Source organism: Tersicoccus sp. Bi-70, from assembly GCF_001968825.1.
Classification (GTDB): domain Bacteria; phylum Actinomycetota; class Actinomycetes; order Actinomycetales; family Micrococcaceae; genus Tersicoccus.
Genome location: NZ_MIEU01000002.1, coordinates 300,548 through 321,430 on the forward strand (window position 1 = coordinate 300,548; position 20,883 = coordinate 321,430).

Sequence of the window (20,883 nt, forward strand, 5' to 3'; positions counted from 1 at the left end):
GTACCGGGTACTTCTGCCCGGTCCCGCCGGGCCGCGAGGAGGTACCCCTACGCTGGGGTGATGGAGCAGCCCCGCACGGCCTCGCAGCCCACCGATTCCCACGTCAACGCGTTCACGCCACCCCCTGCGCACACCACCCGGCCCACCCTGCGGGGGAGCTTCGGCATGGTGTCCTCGACGCACTGGCTGGCCTCGGCAGCGGCGCAGGCGGTGCTCGAACGCGGCGGCAACGCCTTCGACGCGGCGGCCGCGGGCGCCTTCGTCCTCCACGTCGTCGAACCGCACCTGAACGGGCCCGGCGGCGACCTCGTCGCCCTCGTCACGACCGACGACGGTCCCCGCGTTCTGATGGGCCAGGGTCCCGCCCCGGCCGGCGCGACCATCGAGCACTACCGGGCCGCCGGCCTCGACCTCGTCCCCGGCGCCGGGGCGCTCGCCGCCGTCGCGCCCGGCGCCGTCGACGCGTGGCTGCTGCTGCTCACCGAGCGGGGCACGTGGGAACTCGCCGACGTGCTCGCCTTCGCCATCCACTATGCCCGGCACGGCCACCCCGCCGTCGCCCGGGTGGGCCTGACCGTCGCCGCCGTCAAGGACCTCTTCACCGAGCACTGGCCCACGTCGGCCGCGCAGTGGATGCCCGAGGGGCGGCCGCCGGCCGACGGTGAGGTGATCCGCAACGAGGCGTACGCCCGCACGCTCGAGCGCCTCGTCGAGGCCGGAGCGGATGCCGGTTCCCGTACCGACCGGATCGAGGCGGCGCGCGAGGCGTTCGCCTCCGGGTTCGTCGCGGCCGCGGTCGAGGAGTTCGCCGCCGTGCCGCACCACCACTCCGGCGGCGGTGTGCATGCCGGCGTGATCACCGCCGCGGACATGGGGGCGTTCAGCGCGTCCCTCGAGACGCCGTGCTCGATCACCTTCCGCGGCCGCACCGTCGTCAAGACCGGGCCGTGGGGTCAGGGGCCGGTGCTGTTGCAGACCCTCGCGATCCTCGACGGGTTCGACGACGCGCGGCTGGACCCGTCCACCGAGCTCGGCGCGCACACCGTGCTGGAGGCGCTCAAGCTCGCGCTCGCGGACCGCGACGCCTGGTACGGCGAGGCCGCGGCGGGGGACGCCGAGCTGCTCGCGCACCTGCTCTCCCCGGAGTACGCCGCGCAGCGACGCGCCCTGATCACCGAGGAGGCGTCGGCGGGCGAGGAACCGGGGGAGATTCCCGGCCGCACCCCGCACCGGCCGCCCCGCGTGACGCCCGAGGAGTTCGAGGCCTCCCATCCGGAGCCGGGCGAGGCGTCCGCGGGGGAGCCGACCGTCGCCCGGTTCGGCCGCACCCGCGGGGACACCTGCCACCTCGACGTCGTCGACCGCGACGGCAACATGATCGCGGCCACGCCATCCGGCGGCTGGCTGCAGTCCAGCCCCACCATCCCCGAGCTCGGGTTCTGCCTGGGCACGCGACTGCAGATGACGTGGCTGGACGAGACCTCCCCGGCGGCTCTGCGCCCCGGGGCCCGGCCACGCACCACCCTCACGCCGACCATGCTGCTCGACGCCGACGGGCGCCCCGAGGCTGCGCTCGGCTCACCGGGCGGGGACCAGCAGGACCAGTGGCAGCTGCTGTACCTGCTGCGCACCCTGGTCGGCGGGTACTCGCCGCAGCAGGCCATCGACGCGCCGATGCTGCACACAACGGCAATGGTCGGCTCGTTCTGGCCGCGCACCGTCGAACCGTACGGCGCCGTGGTCGAGGACCGGCTGGGCGACGACGTCATCGCCGGCCTCGAGCGCCGCGGCCACCGCATCACGCGGGCGGGGGACTGGTCGCTCGGCCGGATGTGCGTCGCCGGCCGGGAGCCGGACACCGGCGTGCTGTACGCGGCCGCCAATCCCCGCGGAGCGCAGGGCTACGCCACCGGGAGGTGACGCCCGGTTCGGTGAGCCAGCGGTTCGGTGAGTCACGCGGCGACCCATCCCGGTGAGGCAGCGGTTCCCGCCCGGATGCCGGGCTCTTCGAGTGCGTCTTTCGGGCGGAAACGGCTGACTCATGCGCAGACCGGTTCCGGATCCGCCGGTCTGCTCCGGGACGCGGCCCCATCCCGGTGAGTCAGCGGTTCCCGCCCGACGGGTGCCCCATCACGGTGAGTCAGCGGTTCCCGCCCGAACGACGCGCTTTTTGAGTGCGTCATTCGGGCGAAAACGGCTGACTCGTGCGCAGGTCGCGCCGAGTCCGTCGGTTTCGCCCGCACGATTCGCCGAGTCCGTCAGTTCCGCCCTTGCGCCCCGGTCGATGACCACCCCTTTCGGGCGGTACCGACGGATCCACGACGCCGGGGTGCGGCGTTAGGCTGGCGGGGACCCCTCCCGGGATGCCGACGCCCCGACGGCGGCCCCGGCCGAGCGACCAGCAGCGACCGCAGCGAGATGCAGCGACACGCAGCGACCACAGATCGGAGCACCCAGGATGCGCGTCCACATCGCGACCGACCACGCCGGCATGGAGCTGAGCGCCCACCTCGTCACCCACCTGACCGAGGCCGGGCACGACGTCGTCGACCACGGCCCGCGCGACTACGACGCCCTGGACGACTACCCCGGCTTCTGCATCCACGCCGCGCAGGGCGTCGTCGCCGACCAGGAAGCCGGTGTCGAGGCGCTCGGTATCGTCCTCGGCGGCTCGGGCAACGGCGAGCAGATCGCCGCGAACAAGGTCCGCGGCGTTCGCGCTGCTCTGGCCTGGAACGAGGACACCGCGAAGCTCGCTCGCGAACACAACGACGCCAACGTCGTCGCCGTCGGCGGCCGCCAGCACAGTGTCGAGGAGGCCACCCGCCTGATCGACACGTTCCTCGCCGAGCCGTTCAGCGGCGACGAGCGGCACGTGCGTCGCATCGGCCAGATCGCGCACTTCGAGCGGACCGGCACGGTCGTCGACTCGGGTACCGCCACGGACGCGGGGCCCGAGACCAACGACGGCACCGCGTGAGCCGGTAGCGCCCCGATGCCCGAGGGTCACTCCATCCACCGGCTCGCCCGGCAGCTGACCGACGTGTTCGGCGGTCAGCGCGTGCGCGTGTCCAGCCCGCAGGGCCGCTTCGCCGCCGGAGCCGAGCTGCTGGACGGCCACGTCCTCACCCGCGCCGAGGCGATCGGCAAGCAGCTGCTCGTGAGTTTCGACCACGACGGCACCGGCACGACAACGAACGACGACGCCGACCGCCACCGCGTGCTGCGCATCCACCTGGGCCTCTACGGCGCCTTCAGCTTCGGCGGCGACGCGTCCTTCGCCGGGGCCTCCAGCATCGGGGCGCCGCGACGGATGGGGGAGACGGAGCACGGGACGGCAGACGCGGGCGAGGACGTCGAGTACACCGGGCCGCCCGCCCCGGTCGGGGCCGTGCGCGTGCGGTTGGTCAGCGATCACGGGTGGGCCGATCTACGGGGTCCGACGGCGTGCGAGGTGATCACCGCGGCCGACGTCGACGCCCTGCGTGAGGCGGCGGGCCCGGACCCCCTCCGTGAGGACAGCGCGGACGGTGAGGACAGCGCGAACGACGACGGCGCCACGTTCGCCCGGCTGCTACGCCGCCGCGGCGTCGCCTGCGGGCAGCTGCTGATGGACCAGGCCGTCGTCGCCGGCATCGGCAACGTCTATCGCGCCGAACTGCTGTTCCGCGCCGGCATCGACCCGTACCGTCCGGGAAAGAAGATCACGGAGCAGGAGGCCGCGGACCTGTGGGCCGACACGGTGTTCCTGATGCGCGACGGCGTCCGCCTCGGCCGCATCGTCACGACGCAGCGGGACCCGGAGCACGCCGTCGCCGTCGAGGACCTCACGCTCGACGTCGACGCCGCCGATATCCCGGCCGAGGCGTCGCGCTTCGTCTACAAGCACACGGGTGAGCCCTGCCCGCGGTGCGGGACGACCATCGCCACCGCCGTGATGGCCGGCCGCAACCTCTACTGGTGCCCCGGCTGCCAGCACTGAGTGCCACCGCTCCAGGCGCCGAACGCGGGCCCGTAGACGCAGAACGACCCTGCCCGGATGCCCGGACGGGGTCGTGATCGGAGGGGATGACGGGAATCGAACCCGCGTAATCAGTTTGGAAGACTGAGGCTCTACCATTGAGCTACATCCCCGGGAGTGGCCTGATGCGACCGTTTCCACCACTACAGCATACGGGGAACCGGCCCGGCAAAATGCCACCGCGGCCCACCCGCCGGTGACCGCCCGGACCGCCTCCCACCGGCTCCGAAGCCGCCGATGTGCGCCCCGGCAACCCTTGCCCGTAGACTGGCCGATGCCTTACGGGGCGTAGCGTAGTGGCTAGCGCGCCTGCTTTGGGAGCAGGAGATCGCAGGTTCGAGTCCTGTCGCCCCGACACGTGGCACGGCGCGGGTGGAATCGCCCGGTCGGTCACGCCGCTCGTCCCTGCCCCAACACGTTCAGGAGTACACGTCCAGTGAAGAGTGCCGTCGAGAAACTCGACCCGACCCGCGTCAAGCTCACCGTCGAGGTCTCCTCCGAGGAGCTGAAGCCCAGCATCGACGAGGCCTACACGACCATCTCCGGTCAGATCCAGGTCCCCGGCTTCCGCAAGGGCAAGGTCCCGAACCGCCTGATCGACCAGCGCGTCGGCCGCGGCTACGTGATCGAGACCGCGATCAACGACGGCCTCAACGGCTGGTACCAGCAGGCCATCCAGGAGGCCGAACTGCGGCCGCTGAGCCGCCCCGAGGTCGAGATCACCGAGGTGCCCGACCCGTCCGCGACCGCCGGTGACCTGAAGTTCCAGGTCGAGGTCGACGTCATGCCGGAGATCGAGCTGCCCGACTACGCGGGCATCGAGGTCACCGTCGACGCGACCGAGATCGCCGACGACGACGTCAGCACCGCCCTCGACGAGCTGCGCGGCCGTTTCGGCACCCTCGTCACCGCCGACCGGCCCGCCGCCGACGGCGACTTCGTCACCATCGACCTCACCGCCACCATCGGTGACGACCAGGTCGACGCCGCGCAGGGCCTGTCCTACCAGATCGGCGCCGGCACCATGCTCGACGGCATGGACGAGGCCCTCGCCGGCCTGTCCGCCGGCGAGGAGACCGTCTTCGCGACGAAGCTTGCCGGTGGCGACCACGCCGGCGAGGACGCCCAGGTGCGCGTCGTCCTGACCGCGGTCAAGGACCGCGAGCTGCCCGAGGCCGACGACGAGTTCGCCCAGCTGGCGAGCGAGTTCGACACCATCGACGAGCTCAAGGAGGACCTGAAGGGCAAGGCCGGTGAGAGCAAGATCGCCGAGCAGGGCGTCCAGGCCCGCGACAAGGTCCTCGAGAAGCTCCTCGAGCTCGTCGAGGTCCCCGTCCCGGCCAGCCTCGTCTCCGAGCAGGTCGAGCAGCACTTCTCCCAGAACGCGGACGCGGACCACGACACCGAGGAGCACCGGGCCGAGGTCGCGAAGAACACCGAGGAGGCGTTCCGCAACGAGGTCGTCCTCGACGCGATCGCCGAGAAGGAAGAGGTCGGCGTCGAGCAGGCCGAGCTCATCGAGTACATCGTCACGACGGCCAGCCAGTACGGCATGGACCCGAACCAGTTCGCCCAGATGCTGGACCAGGGCGGCCAGGTGCCGATGATGATCGGCGAGGTGCGTCGTCGCAAGGCCCTCGCCGTCGTCCTCGAGAAGGCGAAGGTCACCGACAGCAACGGCGCCACCGTCGACCTGAGCTCCTTCGTCCGGCCCGCCGGCGCGGGGGAGACCATCGACGCCGGTGACGTCGCCGACGCCGCGACGGACCCCGCCGAGGGCGAGACCGTCGACGCCGATGCCGTGGACACCTCTGCCGCGTCCAGCACCACCGAGACCACGGTGGGCGAGGACCAGGCCGCCGACGAGGCTCCCGCCACCAAGCCGGCCACCCGGGCCCGGAAGTCCGCCGCCGCCAAGGCGGAGGACGCCGGTGACGAGACCGCCGAGAAGAAGCCGGCCCGCAAGCCGGCCGCGCGCAAGACGGCGGCCGCGAAGGCCGACGACGCCGCTGCCGACGAGAGCGGTGCCGACGAGAGCGCCAAGAAGCCCGCCGCGAAGAAGACGACCCGCAAGCCGGCCGCCAAGAAGCCGGCCGCCGAGGCCGACGCCGACAGCTGACCGGCAGCCGGTCCGGGGGATCCCCGGTCCGGCACCCGCACCACCAGCGCGACACCACGGAGCCGCCCGGCCACGAAGGCTGGGCGGCTCCGTGCGTCCGTGGGTCCGGGCGGCTTCGTGCGTCCGTCGTCCTGCGGCCGGCGTGAGGCGCTCGGACGTCGGTCAGCGTGCCCGGATCGGGCGTACCCGGGACCCGTCCGCGCAACCTGCGCCGTCAGCGAACAGTGCGATTCCGCGGAAGGACGGGCCCGGCGAACGCATTAGTGTCCTGTACAGACCCACGACAGATCCTGAGAGGTGAGGCAACCGTGAGCACTGAGAACAGCACCCCGAGCATGGCGACGCAGGACGTCGCCGGCCGGGACGACTTCATCTACAACCGGCTCCTGCGTGAGCGCATCATCTGGCTCGGCTCCGAGGTCCGTGACGACAACGCGAACCTCATCTGCTCGCAGCTGCTGCTGCTCTCGGCGGAGGACCCGGTCAAGGACATCTTCCTGTACATCAACTCCCCGGGTGGCTCGGTGACCGCGGGCATGGCCATCTACGACACGATGAAGTTCATCCCGAACGACGTCGTCACCGTCGCGACCGGCCTGGCCGCGTCGATGGGCCAGTTCCTGCTCTCCTCCGGGACCAAGGGCAAGCGCTACGCGACGCCGCACGCCCGGATCCTGATGCACCAGCCCTCGGGCGGCATCGGCGGCACGGCTTCGGACATCAAGATCCAGGCCGAGCTGATCCTGAACATGAAGCGCATCATGGCGGAGCTGACCGCCGAGCAGACCGGTCAGACCGTCGAGCAGATCCTCATCGACAACGACCGCGACAAGTGGTTCTCCGCTCAGGAAGCCCTCGACTACGGCTTCTTCGACCACATCGCCGCGCACGCGGCCACCGTCGCCGGCGGCGGCGGCACCGATCAGGACAGCAGCACGGACGACGCCGATCGCTGATCCGGTTCCGACCGACCATCAGCCCAGCGGACGCAGACACAGGAGAGACCCATGAGCTACACCTTCGGTTCCACGGCCGGCAACCTGCCGACCAGCCGGTACGTGCTGCCTCAGTTCGAGGAGCGCACGCCCTACGGCTTCAAGCGCCAGGACCCGTACACCAAGCTGTTCGAGGACCGCATCATCTTCCTCGGCGTGCAGGTGGACGACGCCTCGGCCGATGACATCATGGCCCAGCTGCTCGTGCTGGAGGCCACCGACCCGGAGCGGGACATCACCCTCTACATCAACTCCCCGGGTGGGTCCTTCACGGCGATGACGGCCATCTACGACACCATGCAGTTCGTGCGGCCCGAGATCCAGACCGTGTGCCTGGGCCAGGCCGCCAGCGCCGCCGCCGTGCTGCTCGCCGCGGGCACCCCCGGCAAGCGGCTCGCGCTGCCGAACGCGCGCGTGCTCATCCACCAGCCGGCCCTGGCCGGTGGCGAGGGTGGGCAGGCCTCGGACCTGGAGATCCAGGCCAACGAGGTCATGCGGATGCGCACCTGGCTCGAGGACACGCTGGCCCTGCACACCAGCCGCACCACCGAGCAGGTCAACGTCGACATCGAGCGCGACAAGATCCTCACCGCCGAGCAGGCGAAGGACTACGGCCTGGTGGACGAGGTGCTGACCTCCCGCAAGGTGCACAAGCCGAAGATCAACACCTGATCCTCAGCACGAGGTGACGGTCGGCCCACGGGCCGACCGCCGGTGGACGGGGACGCCCGCGACGTCGACGACGACGCGGGCGTCGCCTGTACCACGACGGTGGGTGGCGTGCCCTAAGCTGGGACCAGCTGTCGGCGCTCCGGTCCCCGTTCCCCGTCCGTCTCCCGGACGGTCCTGACCGTGCGAAGGCGCGGCAGCAGTCCATTGCAGCAGGGTGAAGGGTTCGACGCACATGGCTCGCATCGGTGAGAGCACAGACCTCCTGAAGTGTTCTTTCTGTGGCAAGAGCCAGAAGCAGGTCCGCAAGCTGATCGCGGGTCCCGGCGTCTACATCTGCGACGAGTGCATCGAGCTCTGCAACGAGATCATCGAGGAGGAGCTGGCCGAGGTCGCGGACCTGGGCAGCTTCGAACTGCCGAAGCCGAAGGAGATCTTCGACTTCCTGCAGGAGTACGTGATCGGCCAGGAGCCCGCGAAGCGCTCCCTCGCCGTCGCCGTCTACAACCACTACAAGCGGATCCAGTCCGGCAGCGCCTCCCGGTTCGGGGAGTCCGCCGAGGACGTGGACATCGCCAAGTCGAACATCCTGCTGATCGGGCCCACCGGCTGCGGCAAGACCTATCTGGCGCAGACCCTCGCGAAGCGGCTCAACGTGCCGTTCGCCGCCGCCGATGCCACGGCGCTGACCGAGGCGGGCTACGTCGGCGAGGACGTCGAGAACATCCTGCTCAAGCTCATCCAGGCCGCCGACTACGACGTCAAGAAGGCCGAGCAGGGCATCATCTACATCGACGAGATCGACAAGATCTCGCGCAAGAGCGAGAACCCCTCCATCACCCGGGACGTCTCCGGTGAGGGCGTGCAGCAGGCGCTGCTGAAGATCCTCGAGGGCACGGTCGCCTCGGTGCCGCCGCAGGGTGGCCGGAAGCACCCGCACCAGGAGTTCATCCAGATCGACACGACGAACGTGCTGTTCATCGTGGCCGGGGCATTCGCGGGCCTCGAGGAGATCATCGGCAGCCGATCCGGACGGCGGGGCATCGGCTTCGGCGCCCAGCTCCAGGAGGCCACCGCGAAGCCTGATTCGTTCGCCGACGTCATGCCGGAGGACCTGCTCAAGTTCGGGCTGATCCCTGAGTTCATCGGCCGCCTGCCCGTGATCACCACGGTGTCCAACCTGGACAAGCCGGCGCTGATCCAGATCCTCACCGAGCCGAAGAACGCGCTGATCAAGCAGTACCAGAAGATGTTCCAGCTCGACGGTGTGGAACTGGTCGTCGAGGACGGCGCGCTGGAGGCCATCGCGGACCTCGCGCTCGACCGGGGCACCGGCGCGCGCGGCCTGCGGGCGATCATGGAGGAGATCCTCCTGCCCGTCATGTTCGACCTGCCCAGCCGCGAGGACATCGCCAGTGCGGTGATCACGGCCGACGTCGTGCAGAAGAAGGCCGAGCCGACGCTCGTGCCGCATTCCGCGACGAAGCGCCGCAAGTCCGCCTGACCCTCTCCGTCGGGGCTCGCCCCTGACGTCTCCGCGCCGCCGCACTCGCGGTGGCGCAATCCCGCTGTTCGTGCGCCCGTCTCGCTAGGCTGGCCTCGTCCGACGCGCCGTCACGGTGCGCGGGCGATCGATCATCACCGCACACCACGTGCGGCATGACCGCCGACCAGAGGGGACATCATGAGCACGCCGACCAACGGGGACGCCAACGACCCGTGGCGCAGGCCCACCGAACCGCAGCAGGGACAGCCGTCGTCGTCCGGCCGGCACGACGCCGGGGCGGGATGGGACCAGGCCCGGCAGGGCCAGCCCGGCTACGGTCAGCAGCCCGGCTACGGTCAGGGCAACCCGGGCCCGTTCAACCAGGGGCAGGGCCAGCCCGGCGGTGCTCCCGCGTGGGGTCAGCAGCCCGGCTACGGCCAGCAGCCCGGGCAGGGCCAGCAGGGTCCGGGGTACGGCTACCCGCAGGGCGGCTACCTCGCGCAGAACCCGTACCCGGGTGTCGAGGGTGCGAAGCCGACCACCGCGGGCCTGCAGATCGCGGCCAACTTCGTCGACAACCTCATCCTCAGCGTGGTTCTCACCATCATCGGGTTCCTCTCGTTCATCCCGGTGTTCGTCACCGCGGCCAGCCTGCCGAGCACCAGCTCGAGCCGGACCTACGACGAGTACGGCACGAGCACCCGGACCCGGCTGACGCAGGAGCAGGCCAACGCCCTGGTCGGCAGCGTCGTCGGATCCCTCGTCATCTTCCTCGTCCTGTTCCTCATCATCGGCGTCATCCTGTGGTGGTGGCTGGCGACGCGGGGCAAGTCGATCGGCAACGCGATCTTCGGGCTGCGCCTGGTCCACCAGGAGACCGGTCAGCCCCTCGGCTGGGGACCGACGTTCCTCCGCGGTCTGCTGATGTGGGCCGCCAGCGCCGTCACCGGCGGGATCATGGGCCTGCTGTTCTGGCTCTCCCCGCTGTTCGACAGCACGAGCGGTTGGTTCCAGTCCTGGCAGGACAAGCTGTTCAAGGGCGTCGTGATCAACCACAAGCTGGGCCGCGACACCTACACCCCGGCGTCGAAGAACCGCTGACGCCTCCACGATCGAGCCGGCCGGACGATGGTCCGGCCGGCTCTGTCGTGTCCGGGAGGTCGGTGCAGATGGGCCGCCCGCTCAGCGTCCTCGCGCCCAGGCGTACCGGCGCTCGGGGCGGCCGGCGCCGTACTTCAGCTGCACCGTGACGGTGCCGCCCTCCACGAGGTGTTCGAGGTAGCGGCGGGCGCTCACCCGGGAGATGCCCACCCGCTCGGCCGTGTCCGTCGCGGAGAGGTCGAGCGCGGCGGTGCGCAGGGCCTGCTCGACCGCCTGCAGCGTCTCGTCGCTGAGCCCCTTGCGCGGCACCGGCCGCGCGGCCGGGACGTCCCCGAAGAGGCGGTCCACCACGGTCTGATCGGCGGCGCCGTGTACCGCGCCCGCCTGGTCGCGGTACTGCGCCAGCCGACGGCTGAGGTCCTCACGCTGGAACGGCTTCATCAGGTAGCTGGTCACCCCGCCGCGCCGGGCCCGCACCACGGTCGCCTGCTCGCGGGCGGCGGTGATGACGATCGCGTCCACCTCCGGCTGGTCGTCGCGCAGCCGTTGCAGCAGGTCCAGGCCGTTGCCGTCGGGCAGGTGGATGTCGAGGAGGACCAGGTCGGGGGAGTGCTCCCGGGCCAGGGTCAGGGCCTCGGCGGTCGAGTGCGCGACGCCGCACACCCGGAATTCCGGGTTCTCCGCCACGAAGCCGGCGTGGATGCGCGCGACCATGAAGTCGTCGTCGACCACCAGCACGTCATACATCGAGCCTCCTCCTCTCGCGCTCGGGTGCCCGGGCCGCCGGTGTCGATATCGGTGTCGGGGTCCGGGCCGGTGTCGGGATGCGGGTGGCGCCGGCGTGTTCTCGACGGCCGTCGCGCGGGCCGCGGCGCAGGACGGCGGTGAACACCGCGCCGTCGACCGTGGTGACGTCCACGTCCCCGCCGCGGCGGCGGCACACGTACCGGGTCAGTGACAGCCCGAATCCGCGGCCGCCCGCCGCGTCCGAGGCCTTCGTGCTGAAGCCGGCCTCGAAGATCCGGTCCCGGTCGCCGGTGGCCAGCCCGGGGCCCGAGTCCTGGACCGTGACGAGGATGCGGGCGCCGTCGTCCTGTACGTCCACGCTCACCATCGCCTCCGGGGCGCCGGAGACGGCGTCGAGCGCGTTGTCGATGAGGTTGCCCGCGACCGTGATCAGGTCCCGGGACAGGTCCTCGTCCACCGGGCCCAGCGCGGCGTCCGGGTCGAGTTCGAGAGCCACGCCGCGTTCCCCGGCGACCGAGGACTTGGCGATCAGCAGCGCGGCCAGCGGCGGGTCCGCGATCCGCTCGGTGACCGCGTCCACGAGCAGGGAGCGGTCGGTGCTGACGCCGTTGACGAAGCGCAGCGCCTCCTCCGTCTCGCCGAGCTGGATCAGCCCAGCGACGGTGTGCAGCTGGTTGGCGAACTCGTGGGTCTGGGCGCGCAGCAGGCCGGTGGCGGTGCGGGTGGCGCCGAGCTGGTCCTCCAGCTCGAACAGCTCGGTGCGGTCGCGCAGAGTGGTGACCGTGCCGATCACCCGGCCTCGCGAGGTGATGGGCCGCCGGTTGGCCACGAGCAGCCGGTCGCCGACGACGATGGTCCGGTCCGCTAGTGGGCCGTCCCCCACGAGCGCGTCCGCGACGTCGTCGTCGCCGGCCGTGTCCCGCGCCGGCGAGCCGAGCGGCACGGCCGCCCAGCCGAGCAGGTCCCGCGCCGCGTCGTTGAGCACGGTGATCCGGCCGGCGAGATCGACGGCGACCACGCCCTCCTTGACGCCGTGCAGCAGCGCCTCCCGGTGCTCGACGAGGGCGGCGATCTCCCCGGGCTCCATGCCGAGCGTCTGCCGCTTGAGCCGGCGCGACAGCAGCCAGGACCCGCTCAGCCCCACGACGCCGCACACGGTCAGGGACAGGACGAGGTCCGGGGCCGCCGCGGTCAGGCGGTCGCTCCAGCCGGGGTACTCGCGCGCGGCGATCGCCACGCCGATCCGCCTGCTCCCGTCGTCGAAGACGGGGACCCGGGCCACCAGCAGCTGCCGGTCCGCGACGGTGGCGGCGCCGGTCCACTGCCGGCGCGGGTCGCCGCTCATGAACTCCGCGGGCGCAGGCCGGCCGCGCAGCGTCGCATCGGAGGACGCGATCACCACCCCGCTCTCGTCCACCAGCGTGGCCTCCGTCAGGCCGGACACCGAGCGCACCGACTCGATCACCGCGGGTAGGGACGACCCCTCGCCGGGTTGCGCGTCGGGCAGCAGCGCCCGCACCAGCGGGGTCGCGGCGAGGGATTCGGCGGCGGAGAGCGCCCGCCGGCCCTCCTGCGCCTCGAACGCGCGCAGCGACTGGCCGACCGAGAGCCACAGCACGCCGGCGAGCACGCCGAGCAGCACCAGCAGCTGCAGGGCGAGCAGCTGGCCGGCGAGGGAGACGCGGCGCTGGCGGGGCGCGGGATCGGGCACGGAGACCTCCGGGACGGGCCGCGCGGAACGGTGCGCGGGGGACCTCCGGCCCGGCGGCGGACACCGGGCGACGTCGTCCGGTGGGGCGCGAGCAGAAGGACCACAACGACCACAAGGTTTCTTGTGATCGCAAGATATGAGCTGGCTCACAGCATCGTCATGCTGGTCACGTTCATCATTCCATCTCGAAGGAGAGATCATGCGATCGTCTCGATTCGCACGCATCGCGGCCGCGGCCGCCGGTGCCGCGCTGCTGCTCTCGGCCTGCGGCGTCACCTCCAACTCCGCGGGGCAGGCCACCGGCTCGGGCAACGCCGGTTCGGCCACGGACCTGCGCATCATGGTGCCGAACACGGCCGGCGGCGGGTACGACACCACCGCGCGGACCGCGGCCAAGGTGATGGCCTCGGAGAAGGTCACGCCGAAGCAGCCCGAGGTCTACAACCTCGCCGGCGCCGGCGGCACCGTGGGCCTGGCCCGCCTGGTCAACGAGAAGGGCAACGCCGACCTGGCGATGCTGATGGGGCTCGGCGTCGTCGGCGCCAGCTACACCAACAAGTCCGAGGCGAAGCTCACCGGGACCACGCCGCTGGCCAAGCTGATCGAGGAGCCCGGCGCCATCATGGTGCCGAAGAGCTCGCCGTACCAGACCATCGACGATCTGGTGAAGGCGTGGAAGGCCAACCCGAAGGGCGTCTCCGTCGGCGGCGGTTCCTCGCCCGGCGGCCCGGACCACCTGCTGCCGATGCAGCTCGCGCAGGCCGTCGGCATCGACCCGACCAAGGTCAACTTCGTCTCCTACGACGGCGGCGGGGACCTGCTCCCGGCCATCCTGGGCAACAAGGTCAGCGTGGCCGCCTCGGGTGCCGGCGAGTACATGAAGCAGATCGAGTCCGGCCAGATCCGGGTGCTCGCGACCTCCGGGGCCAAGCGCCTGGACGGTGTCGACGCGCCGACGCTGAAGGAATCGGGCATCGACCTCGTCTTCACCAACTGGCGCGGCATCGTGGCCCCTCCCGGCATCGACGACGCCGCCCGCACCAAGTGGATCGACACCCTCACCAAGCTGCACGAGTCGCAGGGCTGGAAGGACGCCCTGAAGGCGAACGGCTGGACCGACGGCTTCATGACCGGTGACGACTTCGCGTCCTTCCTCAAGCAGCAGGACCAGGACGTGGCGGACGTGCTCAAGAAGCTGGGCCTGGCATGAGTTCGGCCGTCGCCGAGCGCCTGCGCGGACGATCCGAGCTGGGCCTCGCGGCCCTGCTCGGCGTCGTCGGCGTCGTGGTGCTGGTCGACGCTGCCGGTCTCGAGTCGCTGACGACCTCCGCGGACCCGGTGGGGCCGCGGGCGGTGCCGATCATCGTGGGCACCCTGCTCCTGGTGTGCGCCGTCGTCCTCGCCGTGCAGGTGCTGCGCGGCGGCCGCGCCGAACCGGACGCCGGGGAGGACATCGACCCGGCCTCCGCGTTCGACTGGAAGACCCTGCTCCTGCTGGTCGGATTCTTCCTGCTCAACGCCGCGACCATCGGCGTGCTCGGCTGGGTGCTCTCCGGCGCCATCATGTTCTGGGGCTCGTGCTGGGCGCTCGGGTCGCGGCGCTGGCTGCTGAACATCGTGATCTCGCTGGTCCTCTCGACCGCGACGTTCTACGGCTTCTATCTGGGCCTGGGCATCCACCTGCCGGCCGGCCTGCTCGCGGGGGTGCTGTGACGTGGAGACACTCAATCTGCTGATGGAGGGCTTCGGCCACGCGCTGACGCCCATGAATCTGCTGTTCGCCCTGATCGGCGTCGTGCTCGGCACCGCCGTCGGCGTGCTGCCCGGCATCGGGCCGGCCATGGCCGTGGCCCTGCTGCTGCCGGTCACCTCCGGGCTGGACGCCTCGACCGCCCTGATCATGTTCGCGGGCATCTACTACGGCGGCATGTACGGCGGCTCGACGACGTCGATCCTGCTCAACACGCCGGGCGAGTCCGCCACGGTGATCACCGCGATCGAGGGCCACAAGATGGCCAAGGCCGGCCGCGCCGCCCAGGCGCTGGCCACCGCGGCCATCGGCTCGTTCGTGGCCGGATCGATCGGCACCGCCCTGCTGGTGGCGATCGCGCCGCTGGTGGTCGGATTCGCCGTCTCGCTCGGCGCGCCGAGCTACCTCGGCATCATGCTGCTCGCCCTCGTCGCCGTCACGGCGGTGCTGGGCAGTTCCAAGGTGCGCGGCTTCGCGTCGCTCGGTCTCGGCCTGGCCGTGGGCCTGATCGGCGCCGACGTCGTGTCCGGGCAGCGCCGGCTCACCTTCGGGCAGCCGCTGCTCGCCGACGGCATCGACATCGTCGTGGTCGCGGTCGGCATCTTCGCCGTGGGCGAGGCCCTGTGGATCAGCGCGCACCTCTCCCGGGCCACGGCGACGACCATCCCGGTCGGCCGCCCGTGGATGGGCAAGCAGGACTGGAAGCGGTCCTGGAAGCCGTGGTTGCGCGGCACCGCGCTCGGCTACCCGTTCGGCGCCCTGCCCGCGGGCGGCGCCGAGATCCCGACCTTCCTCTCCTACGTGACCGAGAAACGGCTGTCGAAGCACAAGGAAGAGTTCGGGCACGGCGCCATCGAGGGCGTGGCCGGTCCGGAGGCGGCGAACAACGCCTCTGCGGCGGGGTCCCTGACCCCGATGCTGGCGCTCGGGCTGCCGGTCAACGCGACGGCCGCCGTCATGCTCGCCGCGCTGACCAGCTACGGCATCCAGCCGGGGCCGCTGCTCTTCGAGGAGGAGCCGCAGCTCGTGTGGGGCCTGATCGCCTCGCTGTTCATCGGCAACCTGCTGCTGCTCGTGATCAACCTGCCGCTGGCTCCCCTGTGGGCCCGGCTGCTGCAGATCCCGCGTCCGTACCTGTATGCCGGAATCCTGTTCTTCGCCACCCTCGGGGCGTTCGCGGTGAACCTGCAGACGTTCGACCTGATCCTGCTGCTGGTCCTCGGCCTGCTCGGGGTCGTCATGCGCCGGTACGGGCTGCCCGTGCTGCCGCTGATCATCGGCGTCATCCTGGCGCCGCGGGCGGAGAAGTCGCTGCGGCAGGCGCTCCAGCTCTCCGGTGGTGACCCCGTCGGGCTGGTCAGCGAGCCGGTCGCGGTGATCTGCTACGCGCTCATCGTCGCGGTGCTGTGCCTGCCGTTGATCGTCTGGGCGTGGAAGCGCCGCCGCCCGGCCGAGGCGGACCTGGCGTTCGAGGGCGCCCGGTCGACGGTCGCGCTGGCCGAGCGGATGGACGCGCACGACGACGCGGCCCGCGCCGATGCGCCGGCCGAGCCCGTCGAGTCCGCGGACGCGGGAGATCCGGAGCGGCGTTCGCGCATGTGACGGGGTGCGAGGGAAGATTTGGCCCGCCGGGCCGGTTGCGGTGTGATGAGAGACGCCGCGGCCGGATCACCCGGCGGGCCGTACCCGTTCGACGAGGAGATGACCGTGACCGAGACCAGCACCGCGACGGGGACCGCCGATTTCTGGTTCGACCCGCTCTGCCCCTTCGCGTGGCTGACGTCGCGCTGGATCCTCGAGGTCGCCACCGTCCGCGACCTTCAGATCCACTGGCACCCCATGAGCCTGGTGATCCTCAACGAGGACAACCCGGAGAACCACCACTACGGCCGCACCGACGAACTCGCCCCGCTGCGCGTCATCGTCGCCGCGCAGGAGCAGCACGGCGACGAGGCCGTCAAGGCGCTCTACGACGCCATGGGCACGCAGATACACCACCGCGACAACCACGACCTGCCCGACGTCATCGTCAAGGCCCTCGCCGAGGCCGGTCTGCCGGCGGAGCTCGCCGAGGCGGGGGAGTCCGACCGGTACGACGCCGCGATCCGCGAGAGCCACGAGGACGGCATCGACCGGGTCGGGCAGGACGTCGGCACCCCCGTCGTCGCCATCAACGGCACCGCCTTCTTCGGCCCCGTGATCACCCGGGTGCCCCGCGGCGAGGACGCCGGCACCCTGTGGGACGCGACCGTCACGCTGGCCGGCTTCCCCGGCTTCTTCGAGCTGAAGCGTTCCCGCACCGAGGCGCCCCAGCTGGGCTGAGCGTTCCGCCTGCAATCCGACTTGTCCCATCGAAGGAGATCCACCCATGGCTGAGGCCACCAACACCGCCGACTTCTGGTTCGACCCGATCTGCCCGTTCGCGTGGGCCACGTCGCGATGGATCGAGGAGGTCCAGCAGGTCCGTGACATCACGGTCACCTGGCACGTGATGAGTCTGTCCGTGCTCAACGAGAACAAGGACGACCTGCCCGAGAACTACCGCGAGATGCTGCAGCGCGGCTGGGGCCCCGTCCGCGTCGTCACCGCCGCCGGCGAGCAGCACGGGCAGGACGCCGTCAAGCGCCTCTACGACGCGCTCGGCACCCAGCTGCACGTGAACAAGGTGGAGGACTACACCGAGGCGATCCGCCTCGCGCTCGACGACGCCGGCCTGCCCGCCGACCTGGCCGACTACGCCACGCAGGAGGTCTACGACGAGCAGCTGCGTGCCAGCCACGAGGACGGGATCGACCGGGTCGGGCAGGACGTCGGCACGCCCGTCGTCGCCTTCAACGGCACTGCGTTCTTCGGCCCCGTGATCACCCGCATCCCGCGCGGCGAGGAGGCCGGCGTCCTGTGGGACGCGACCGTCACGCTCGCCGGCTTCCCGGGCTTCTTCGAGCTCAAGCGCTCCCGCACCGAGGACCCGCAGGCCTCCTGAGCCGGCTGTCTCCTGCGCCAGCTCGTCAATAGATGCTCCACCCGGGTCGATTTCCGGTCCCTCAGGACATCTATTGACGAGCTGGCGGGATGCAAACGAGAGAGGGCGCCGTCATCCGGATCGGATGACGGCGCCCTCTCTCGTGCGCGGTGGTCTCAGTCGGCGATGTTCTCGCTCGGGGCGAGGACGATGTCGTCGACCGTGACCTCGGCGCCCGCGTACGCGGCGTCCACGGTGAGCGTCATGTCGCTGACGTTGCCCGCGGCCTTGAGGTCGCCGAGCCCGGCGCGCAGCCGCTCGATGGCCGCCTCGGTACCGGAGATCGACGCGGAGAGCACCTCGGTGCGCTGCTTGACCTTCGCCTCGGACTTGGCCTTCCGGACCCCCGAGAGCGCGATGCCGAGCGTCGGCAGGATGCCGGTGTCGCCGTCGAACCCGCTGACCGTCGGCCATGCCGCGCGGTGCACGGAGCCGCCGCGCCACCAGGACCAGACCTCCTCGGTGGCGAACGGGATGAACGGGGCGAACAGCCGCAGCAGCGCGTCCAGGGTGGTGGCCAGCGCGGCGAGGACGGACGCCTGCTCCGCTTCGCCCATGGTCCCGTACGCGCGGTCCTTGATCAGCTCGACGTAGTCGTCCGTGAACGTCCAGAAGAACGTCTCGGTGATCTGCAGGGCCCGGGCGTAGTCGTAGGCCGCGAACGCCTCGGTCGCCTGTGCGATGACGGCGTCCAGGGACGCGAGCAGCGCGGCGTCGAGCGGCTGCGTGAGCAGGTGGGTGTTGTCGTCGTCGAGCACGGACTCCTCGGTGGCCCCGAGGTTGAGCACGAACTTCGAGGCGTTGAGCAGCTTGATCGCCAGGCGCCGGCCGATCTTCATCTGCCCGATGTCGTAGGCCGTGTCGCCACCCAGGCGCGCGGACGCCGCCCAGTAGCGCACGGCGTCGGAGCCGAACTGGTCCAGCACGTCCGTCGGCACGACGACGTTGCCCTTGGACTTGGACATCTTCTTCCGGTCCGGGTCCAGGATCCAGCCGGACAGGGCGGCGTGCTTCCACGGCGCGGCGTCGTTGAGGGCATCGGCGCGCACCACGGAGGAGAACAGCCAGGTGCGGATGATGTCGTGGCCCTGCGGGCGCAGATCGAACGGGAAGACCGTGGCGAACAGGTCCTCGTCGCGGCTCCACCCGCCCACGATCTGCGGGGTCAGTGACGACGTCGCCCACGTGTCCAGGACGTCCGGGTCGCCGGTGAAGCCGCCGGGCTGATCACGCGCCGACTCCTCGAACCCGGGCGCCGTCTCGGCCACCGGGTCCACCGGCAGGGCGTCGTCGTCGGGCAGGATCGGGTGCTCGTAGTCAGGCTCGCCGGCCTCGTCGAGCGGGTACCAGACGGGGATCGGCACGCCGAAGTAGCGCTGGCGGGAGACCAGCCAGTCGCCGTTGAGGCCGTCGATCCAGTTCTCGTAGCGCGCGCGCATGAACGCAGGGTGCCACTCCAGCTCCCGGCCGCGGGCGATCAGTGCCTGCCGACGGTCCGCGTCCCGGCCGCCGTTGCGGATGTACCACTGGCGGCTGGTGACGACCTCGAGCGGCTTGTCGCCCTTCTCGTAGAAGTTCACCGGGTGGGTGATGGCGCGGGGTTCGCCGTCCAGGTCACCGGACTCGGCCAGCTGCTGGGCGACCACCTCGCGGGCGCTGAACGTCGTCTTGGTCGCCAGCTGCGTGTAGGCCTCGCGGCCGGCGTCGGTGGTGATCCACTCGGGGACGTCGGCGATGATCCGGCCGTCGCGGCCCACGATCGGACGGGTCGGCAGGTCCAGCTCGCGCCACCAGGTGACGTCGGTCAGGTCGCCGAACGTGCAGATCATGGCGATGCCGGAACCCTTGTCGGGCTTGGCGAGCTCGTGCGCGAGGATCGGCACCTCGACGCCGAACAGGGGAGAGGTGACCGTCTGCCCGAACAGCGGCTGATAGCGCTCGTCGTCGGGGTGGGCCACCAGGGCCACGCACGCCGGGATCAGCTCGGGCCGGGTCGACTCGATGTAGACCGGGCCGGAGCCGTCCGTGCGGTGGAAGGCGATCCGGTGGTAGGCGCCGGGCCGCTCCCGGTCCTCCAGCTCGGCCTGGGCGACGGCGGTGCGGAACGTGACGTCCCACAGGGTGGGCGCCTCGGCCAGGTAGGCGTCGTCGTTGGCGAGGTTGGCCAGGAAGGCGCGCTGGGAGACGGCACGGGAGGCGTCGTCGATGGTGCGGTAGGTGCGGGTCCAGTCCACGGACAGGCCGAGGCGGGTGAACAGGTCCTCGAAGACCTTCTCGTCCTCGACCGCGAGGCGCTCGCACAGCTCGATGAAGGTGCGGCGGGAGACGGCGACGAAGTCGCGCTCGTTCTTCGGGGGAGTGGCGGGCGGTTCGAAGGACGCGTCGTAGGGCAGCGACGGGTCGCAGCGCACACCGAAGTAGTTCTGCACGCGCCGCTCGGTGGGCAGGCCGTTGTCGTCCCAGCCCATTGGGTAGAAGACGTTCTTGCCCTGCATCCGCTGGTAGCGGGCGAGCACGTCGGTCTGCGTGTACGAGAACATGTGCCCGACGTGCAGGGAGCCCGACGCGGTCGGCGGCGGGGTGTCGATCGAGTACACCTGCTCGCGGGTGGTCTCCTCGGTGAAACGGTAGGTCCCGTGCTGCCGCCACCGGGCGGCGTGCTTGTCCTCGAGACCCTCGAGGGCGGGCTTGTCGGGCACGGAAACGGTTGCGGGCGCGTCTATGCCCTCACGGAGTTCAGCCATGGTCTCGATTGTTCCATGATGGCGGCGGCCGTCCGGACGGGGTGGGCTCGGTGGCGGGGTCCGCGACGGCGGGACCAGTGGCCACACCGAGTGTGACAGCTGACCGCCCTGCTCGGCCGTACCGGTGCGACGGCTACAGCCAGCGGGGCGGAAGTGACTGCTGTGACCGATCCGCTGTCACAGCAGTCACACGGGCATCACTCGGTGTAGCCGCTGCACCGCTCACTGGTCGGCGGAGGCGGGTGGCCGCGACCGGCTTCCCGCGACCGGGTGCTCCCTGAACGGCTGAAGGGTGACGGCGGCCGTCCGGGCGGGGTGGGCTCGCGGCTGACGCGATCGCACCCGGTGACGGGGTTGCTCGCCGTTCCGGTGCAGTGGCTACACCGAGTGGGACGGATGAGGTGGCTGTGACCGATCTGCTGTCACAGCAGGCACACGGGCATCACTCGGTGTAGCCGTTGCACCGCTCGGCGCCGCCTTCTCCCTCCACCGGGTCGCGGGCGAAGGCACCGGTCCAC

At 71.1% G+C, this 20,883-nt stretch carries 16 protein-coding genes and 2 tRNA genes; 14 read left to right on the forward strand and 4 right to left on the reverse strand.

Features of this window, described 5'->3' with window-relative positions:
• Positions 1 to 60: 60 nt before the first annotated feature.
• The 3 genes from BGP79_RS01555 (at position 61) to BGP79_RS01565 (ending at position 3,982) form a co-directional block, all read left to right on the forward strand.
• The gene (locus tag BGP79_RS01555; RefSeq protein WP_076692901.1) at positions 61 to 1,920 is read left to right on the forward strand and encodes a gamma-glutamyltransferase family protein; all 1,860 of its coding nucleotides are present in this window, start codon (positions 61 to 63) and stop codon (positions 1,918 to 1,920) included.
• A 538-nt stretch (positions 1,921 to 2,458) separates the two neighbouring features.
• Positions 2,459 to 2,980 carry a ribose-5-phosphate isomerase gene (locus BGP79_RS01560; RefSeq protein WP_076692902.1) on the forward strand — a complete coding sequence of 174 codons (522 nt, stop codon included), beginning with the start codon at positions 2,459 to 2,461 and terminating at the stop codon, positions 2,978 to 2,980.
• A gap of 15 nt (positions 2,981 to 2,995) precedes the next feature.
• On the forward strand, positions 2,996 to 3,982 hold the full coding sequence (locus BGP79_RS01565) for an Fpg/Nei family DNA glycosylase (RefSeq protein WP_076692903.1): 987 nt from the start codon (positions 2,996 to 2,998) through the stop codon (positions 3,980 to 3,982).
• Between the two features lie 81 nt (positions 3,983 to 4,063).
• Here BGP79_RS01565 and BGP79_RS01570 read toward each other — a convergent pair.
• Positions 4,064 to 4,134: transfer RNA gene (locus tag BGP79_RS01570), tRNA-Gly, on the reverse strand.
• 169 nt (positions 4,135 to 4,303) lie between these two features.
• Here BGP79_RS01570 and BGP79_RS01575 point away from each other — a divergent pair.
• The 6 genes from BGP79_RS01575 (at position 4,304) to BGP79_RS01600 (ending at position 10,391) form a co-directional block, all read left to right on the forward strand.
• A tRNA-Pro gene (locus tag BGP79_RS01575) sits at positions 4,304 to 4,376 on the forward strand.
• 81 nt (positions 4,377 to 4,457) lie between these two features.
• Positions 4,458 to 6,140, forward strand: coding sequence for a trigger factor (gene tig, locus BGP79_RS01580; protein WP_076692904.1), 1,683 nt, complete (start codon positions 4,458 to 4,460; stop codon positions 6,138 to 6,140).
• 308 nt (positions 6,141 to 6,448) lie between these two features.
• Positions 6,449 to 7,096, forward strand: coding sequence for an ATP-dependent Clp protease proteolytic subunit (locus BGP79_RS01585; protein WP_255363052.1), 648 nt, complete (start codon positions 6,449 to 6,451; stop codon positions 7,094 to 7,096).
• 51 nt (positions 7,097 to 7,147) lie between these two features.
• The gene (locus BGP79_RS01590) at positions 7,148 to 7,807 is read left to right on the forward strand and encodes an ATP-dependent Clp protease proteolytic subunit (RefSeq protein ID WP_076692906.1); all 660 of its coding nucleotides are present in this window, start codon (positions 7,148 to 7,150) and stop codon (positions 7,805 to 7,807) included.
• Between the two features lie 232 nt (positions 7,808 to 8,039).
• A complete protein-coding gene (clpX, locus tag BGP79_RS01595; protein ID WP_076692907.1) occupies positions 8,040 to 9,308 on the forward strand; it encodes an ATP-dependent Clp protease ATP-binding subunit ClpX in 1,269 nt (422 codons plus the stop codon).
• A 180-nt stretch (positions 9,309 to 9,488) separates the two neighbouring features.
• Entirely contained in the window at positions 9,489 to 10,391 is a 903-nt protein-coding gene (locus tag BGP79_RS01600; RefSeq protein WP_076692908.1) for an RDD family protein, read from the forward strand.
• Positions 10,392 to 10,472: 81 nt separating this feature from the next.
• Here the strand turns inward: BGP79_RS01600 and BGP79_RS01605 are convergent, their stop codons facing one another.
• Both BGP79_RS01605 and BGP79_RS01610 read right to left on the reverse strand, forming a co-directional pair.
• Entirely contained in the window at positions 10,473 to 11,138 is a 666-nt protein-coding gene (locus BGP79_RS01605; protein WP_076692909.1) for a response regulator, read from the reverse strand.
• The gene (locus BGP79_RS01610) at positions 11,131 to 12,849 is read right to left on the reverse strand and encodes a sensor histidine kinase (RefSeq protein WP_076692910.1); all 1,719 of its coding nucleotides are present in this window, start codon (positions 12,847 to 12,849) and stop codon (positions 11,131 to 11,133) included. The genes BGP79_RS01605 and BGP79_RS01610 overlap by 8 nt, the downstream gene beginning before the upstream one ends.
• Positions 12,850 to 13,048: 199 nt before the next feature.
• Between BGP79_RS01610 and BGP79_RS01615 the strand changes: the two genes are divergently transcribed.
• The 5 genes from BGP79_RS01615 to BGP79_RS01635 all read left to right on the forward strand — a co-directional run bounded on the left by BGP79_RS01615 (position 13,049) and on the right by BGP79_RS01635 (position 17,582).
• Positions 13,049 to 14,059: a tripartite tricarboxylate transporter substrate binding protein gene (locus BGP79_RS01615; RefSeq protein ID WP_076692911.1), complete on the forward strand. Its 1,011-nt coding sequence runs from the start codon at positions 13,049 to 13,051 to the stop codon at positions 14,057 to 14,059.
• Positions 14,056 to 14,562, forward strand: coding sequence for a tripartite tricarboxylate transporter TctB family protein (locus BGP79_RS01620; protein ID WP_076692912.1), 507 nt, complete (start codon positions 14,056 to 14,058; stop codon positions 14,560 to 14,562). The genes BGP79_RS01615 and BGP79_RS01620 overlap by 4 nt, the downstream gene beginning before the upstream one ends.
• A 22-nt stretch (positions 14,563 to 14,584) precedes the next feature.
• Entirely contained in the window at positions 14,585 to 16,201 is a 1,617-nt protein-coding gene (locus BGP79_RS01625; protein WP_369800153.1) for a tripartite tricarboxylate transporter permease, read from the forward strand.
• A gap of 105 nt (positions 16,202 to 16,306) precedes the next feature.
• The gene (locus BGP79_RS01630) at positions 16,307 to 16,921 is read left to right on the forward strand and encodes a DsbA family protein (protein WP_233121007.1); all 615 of its coding nucleotides are present in this window, start codon (positions 16,307 to 16,309) and stop codon (positions 16,919 to 16,921) included.
• Between the two features lie 46 nt (positions 16,922 to 16,967).
• Positions 16,968 to 17,582, forward strand: coding sequence for a DsbA family protein (locus BGP79_RS01635; protein ID WP_076692913.1), 615 nt, complete (start codon positions 16,968 to 16,970; stop codon positions 17,580 to 17,582).
• A gap of 155 nt (positions 17,583 to 17,737) precedes the next feature.
• Here the strand turns inward: BGP79_RS01635 and valS are convergent, their stop codons facing one another.
• The gene (gene valS, locus BGP79_RS01640) at positions 17,738 to 20,365 is read right to left on the reverse strand and encodes a valine--tRNA ligase (RefSeq protein WP_076692914.1); all 2,628 of its coding nucleotides are present in this window, start codon (positions 20,363 to 20,365) and stop codon (positions 17,738 to 17,740) included.
• Positions 20,366 to 20,883: the final 518 nt, after the last annotated feature.

Coding starts and splice junctions, on each gene's coding strand:
- BGP79_RS01555 (WP_076692901.1), top strand. CDS start 61: ATGGAGCAGCCCCGCACGGCCTCGCAGCCCACCGATTCCCACGTCAAC.
- BGP79_RS01635 (WP_076692913.1), top strand. CDS start 16,968: ATGGCTGAGGCCACCAACACCGCCGACTTCTGGTTCGACCCGATCTGC.
- BGP79_RS01620 (WP_076692912.1), top strand. CDS start 14,056: ATGAGTTCGGCCGTCGCCGAGCGCCTGCGCGGACGATCCGAGCTGGGC.
- BGP79_RS01605 (WP_076692909.1), bottom strand. CDS start 11,138: ATGTATGACGTGCTGGTGGTCGACGACGACTTCATGGTCGCGCGCATC.
- valS (WP_076692914.1), bottom strand. CDS start 20,365: ATGGCTGAACTCCGTGAGGGCATAGACGCGCCCGCAACCGTTTCCGTG.
- BGP79_RS01565 (WP_076692903.1), top strand. CDS start 2,996: ATGCCCGAGGGTCACTCCATCCACCGGCTCGCCCGGCAGCTGACCGAC.
- BGP79_RS01615 (WP_076692911.1), top strand. CDS start 13,049: ATGCGATCGTCTCGATTCGCACGCATCGCGGCCGCGGCCGCCGGTGCC.
- BGP79_RS01625 (WP_369800153.1), top strand. CDS start 14,585: ATGGAGGGCTTCGGCCACGCGCTGACGCCCATGAATCTGCTGTTCGCC.
- clpX (WP_076692907.1), top strand. CDS start 8,040: ATGGCTCGCATCGGTGAGAGCACAGACCTCCTGAAGTGTTCTTTCTGT.
- BGP79_RS01590 (WP_076692906.1), top strand. CDS start 7,148: ATGAGCTACACCTTCGGTTCCACGGCCGGCAACCTGCCGACCAGCCGG.
- BGP79_RS01600 (WP_076692908.1), top strand. CDS start 9,489: ATGAGCACGCCGACCAACGGGGACGCCAACGACCCGTGGCGCAGGCCC.
- BGP79_RS01560 (WP_076692902.1), top strand. CDS start 2,459: ATGCGCGTCCACATCGCGACCGACCACGCCGGCATGGAGCTGAGCGCC.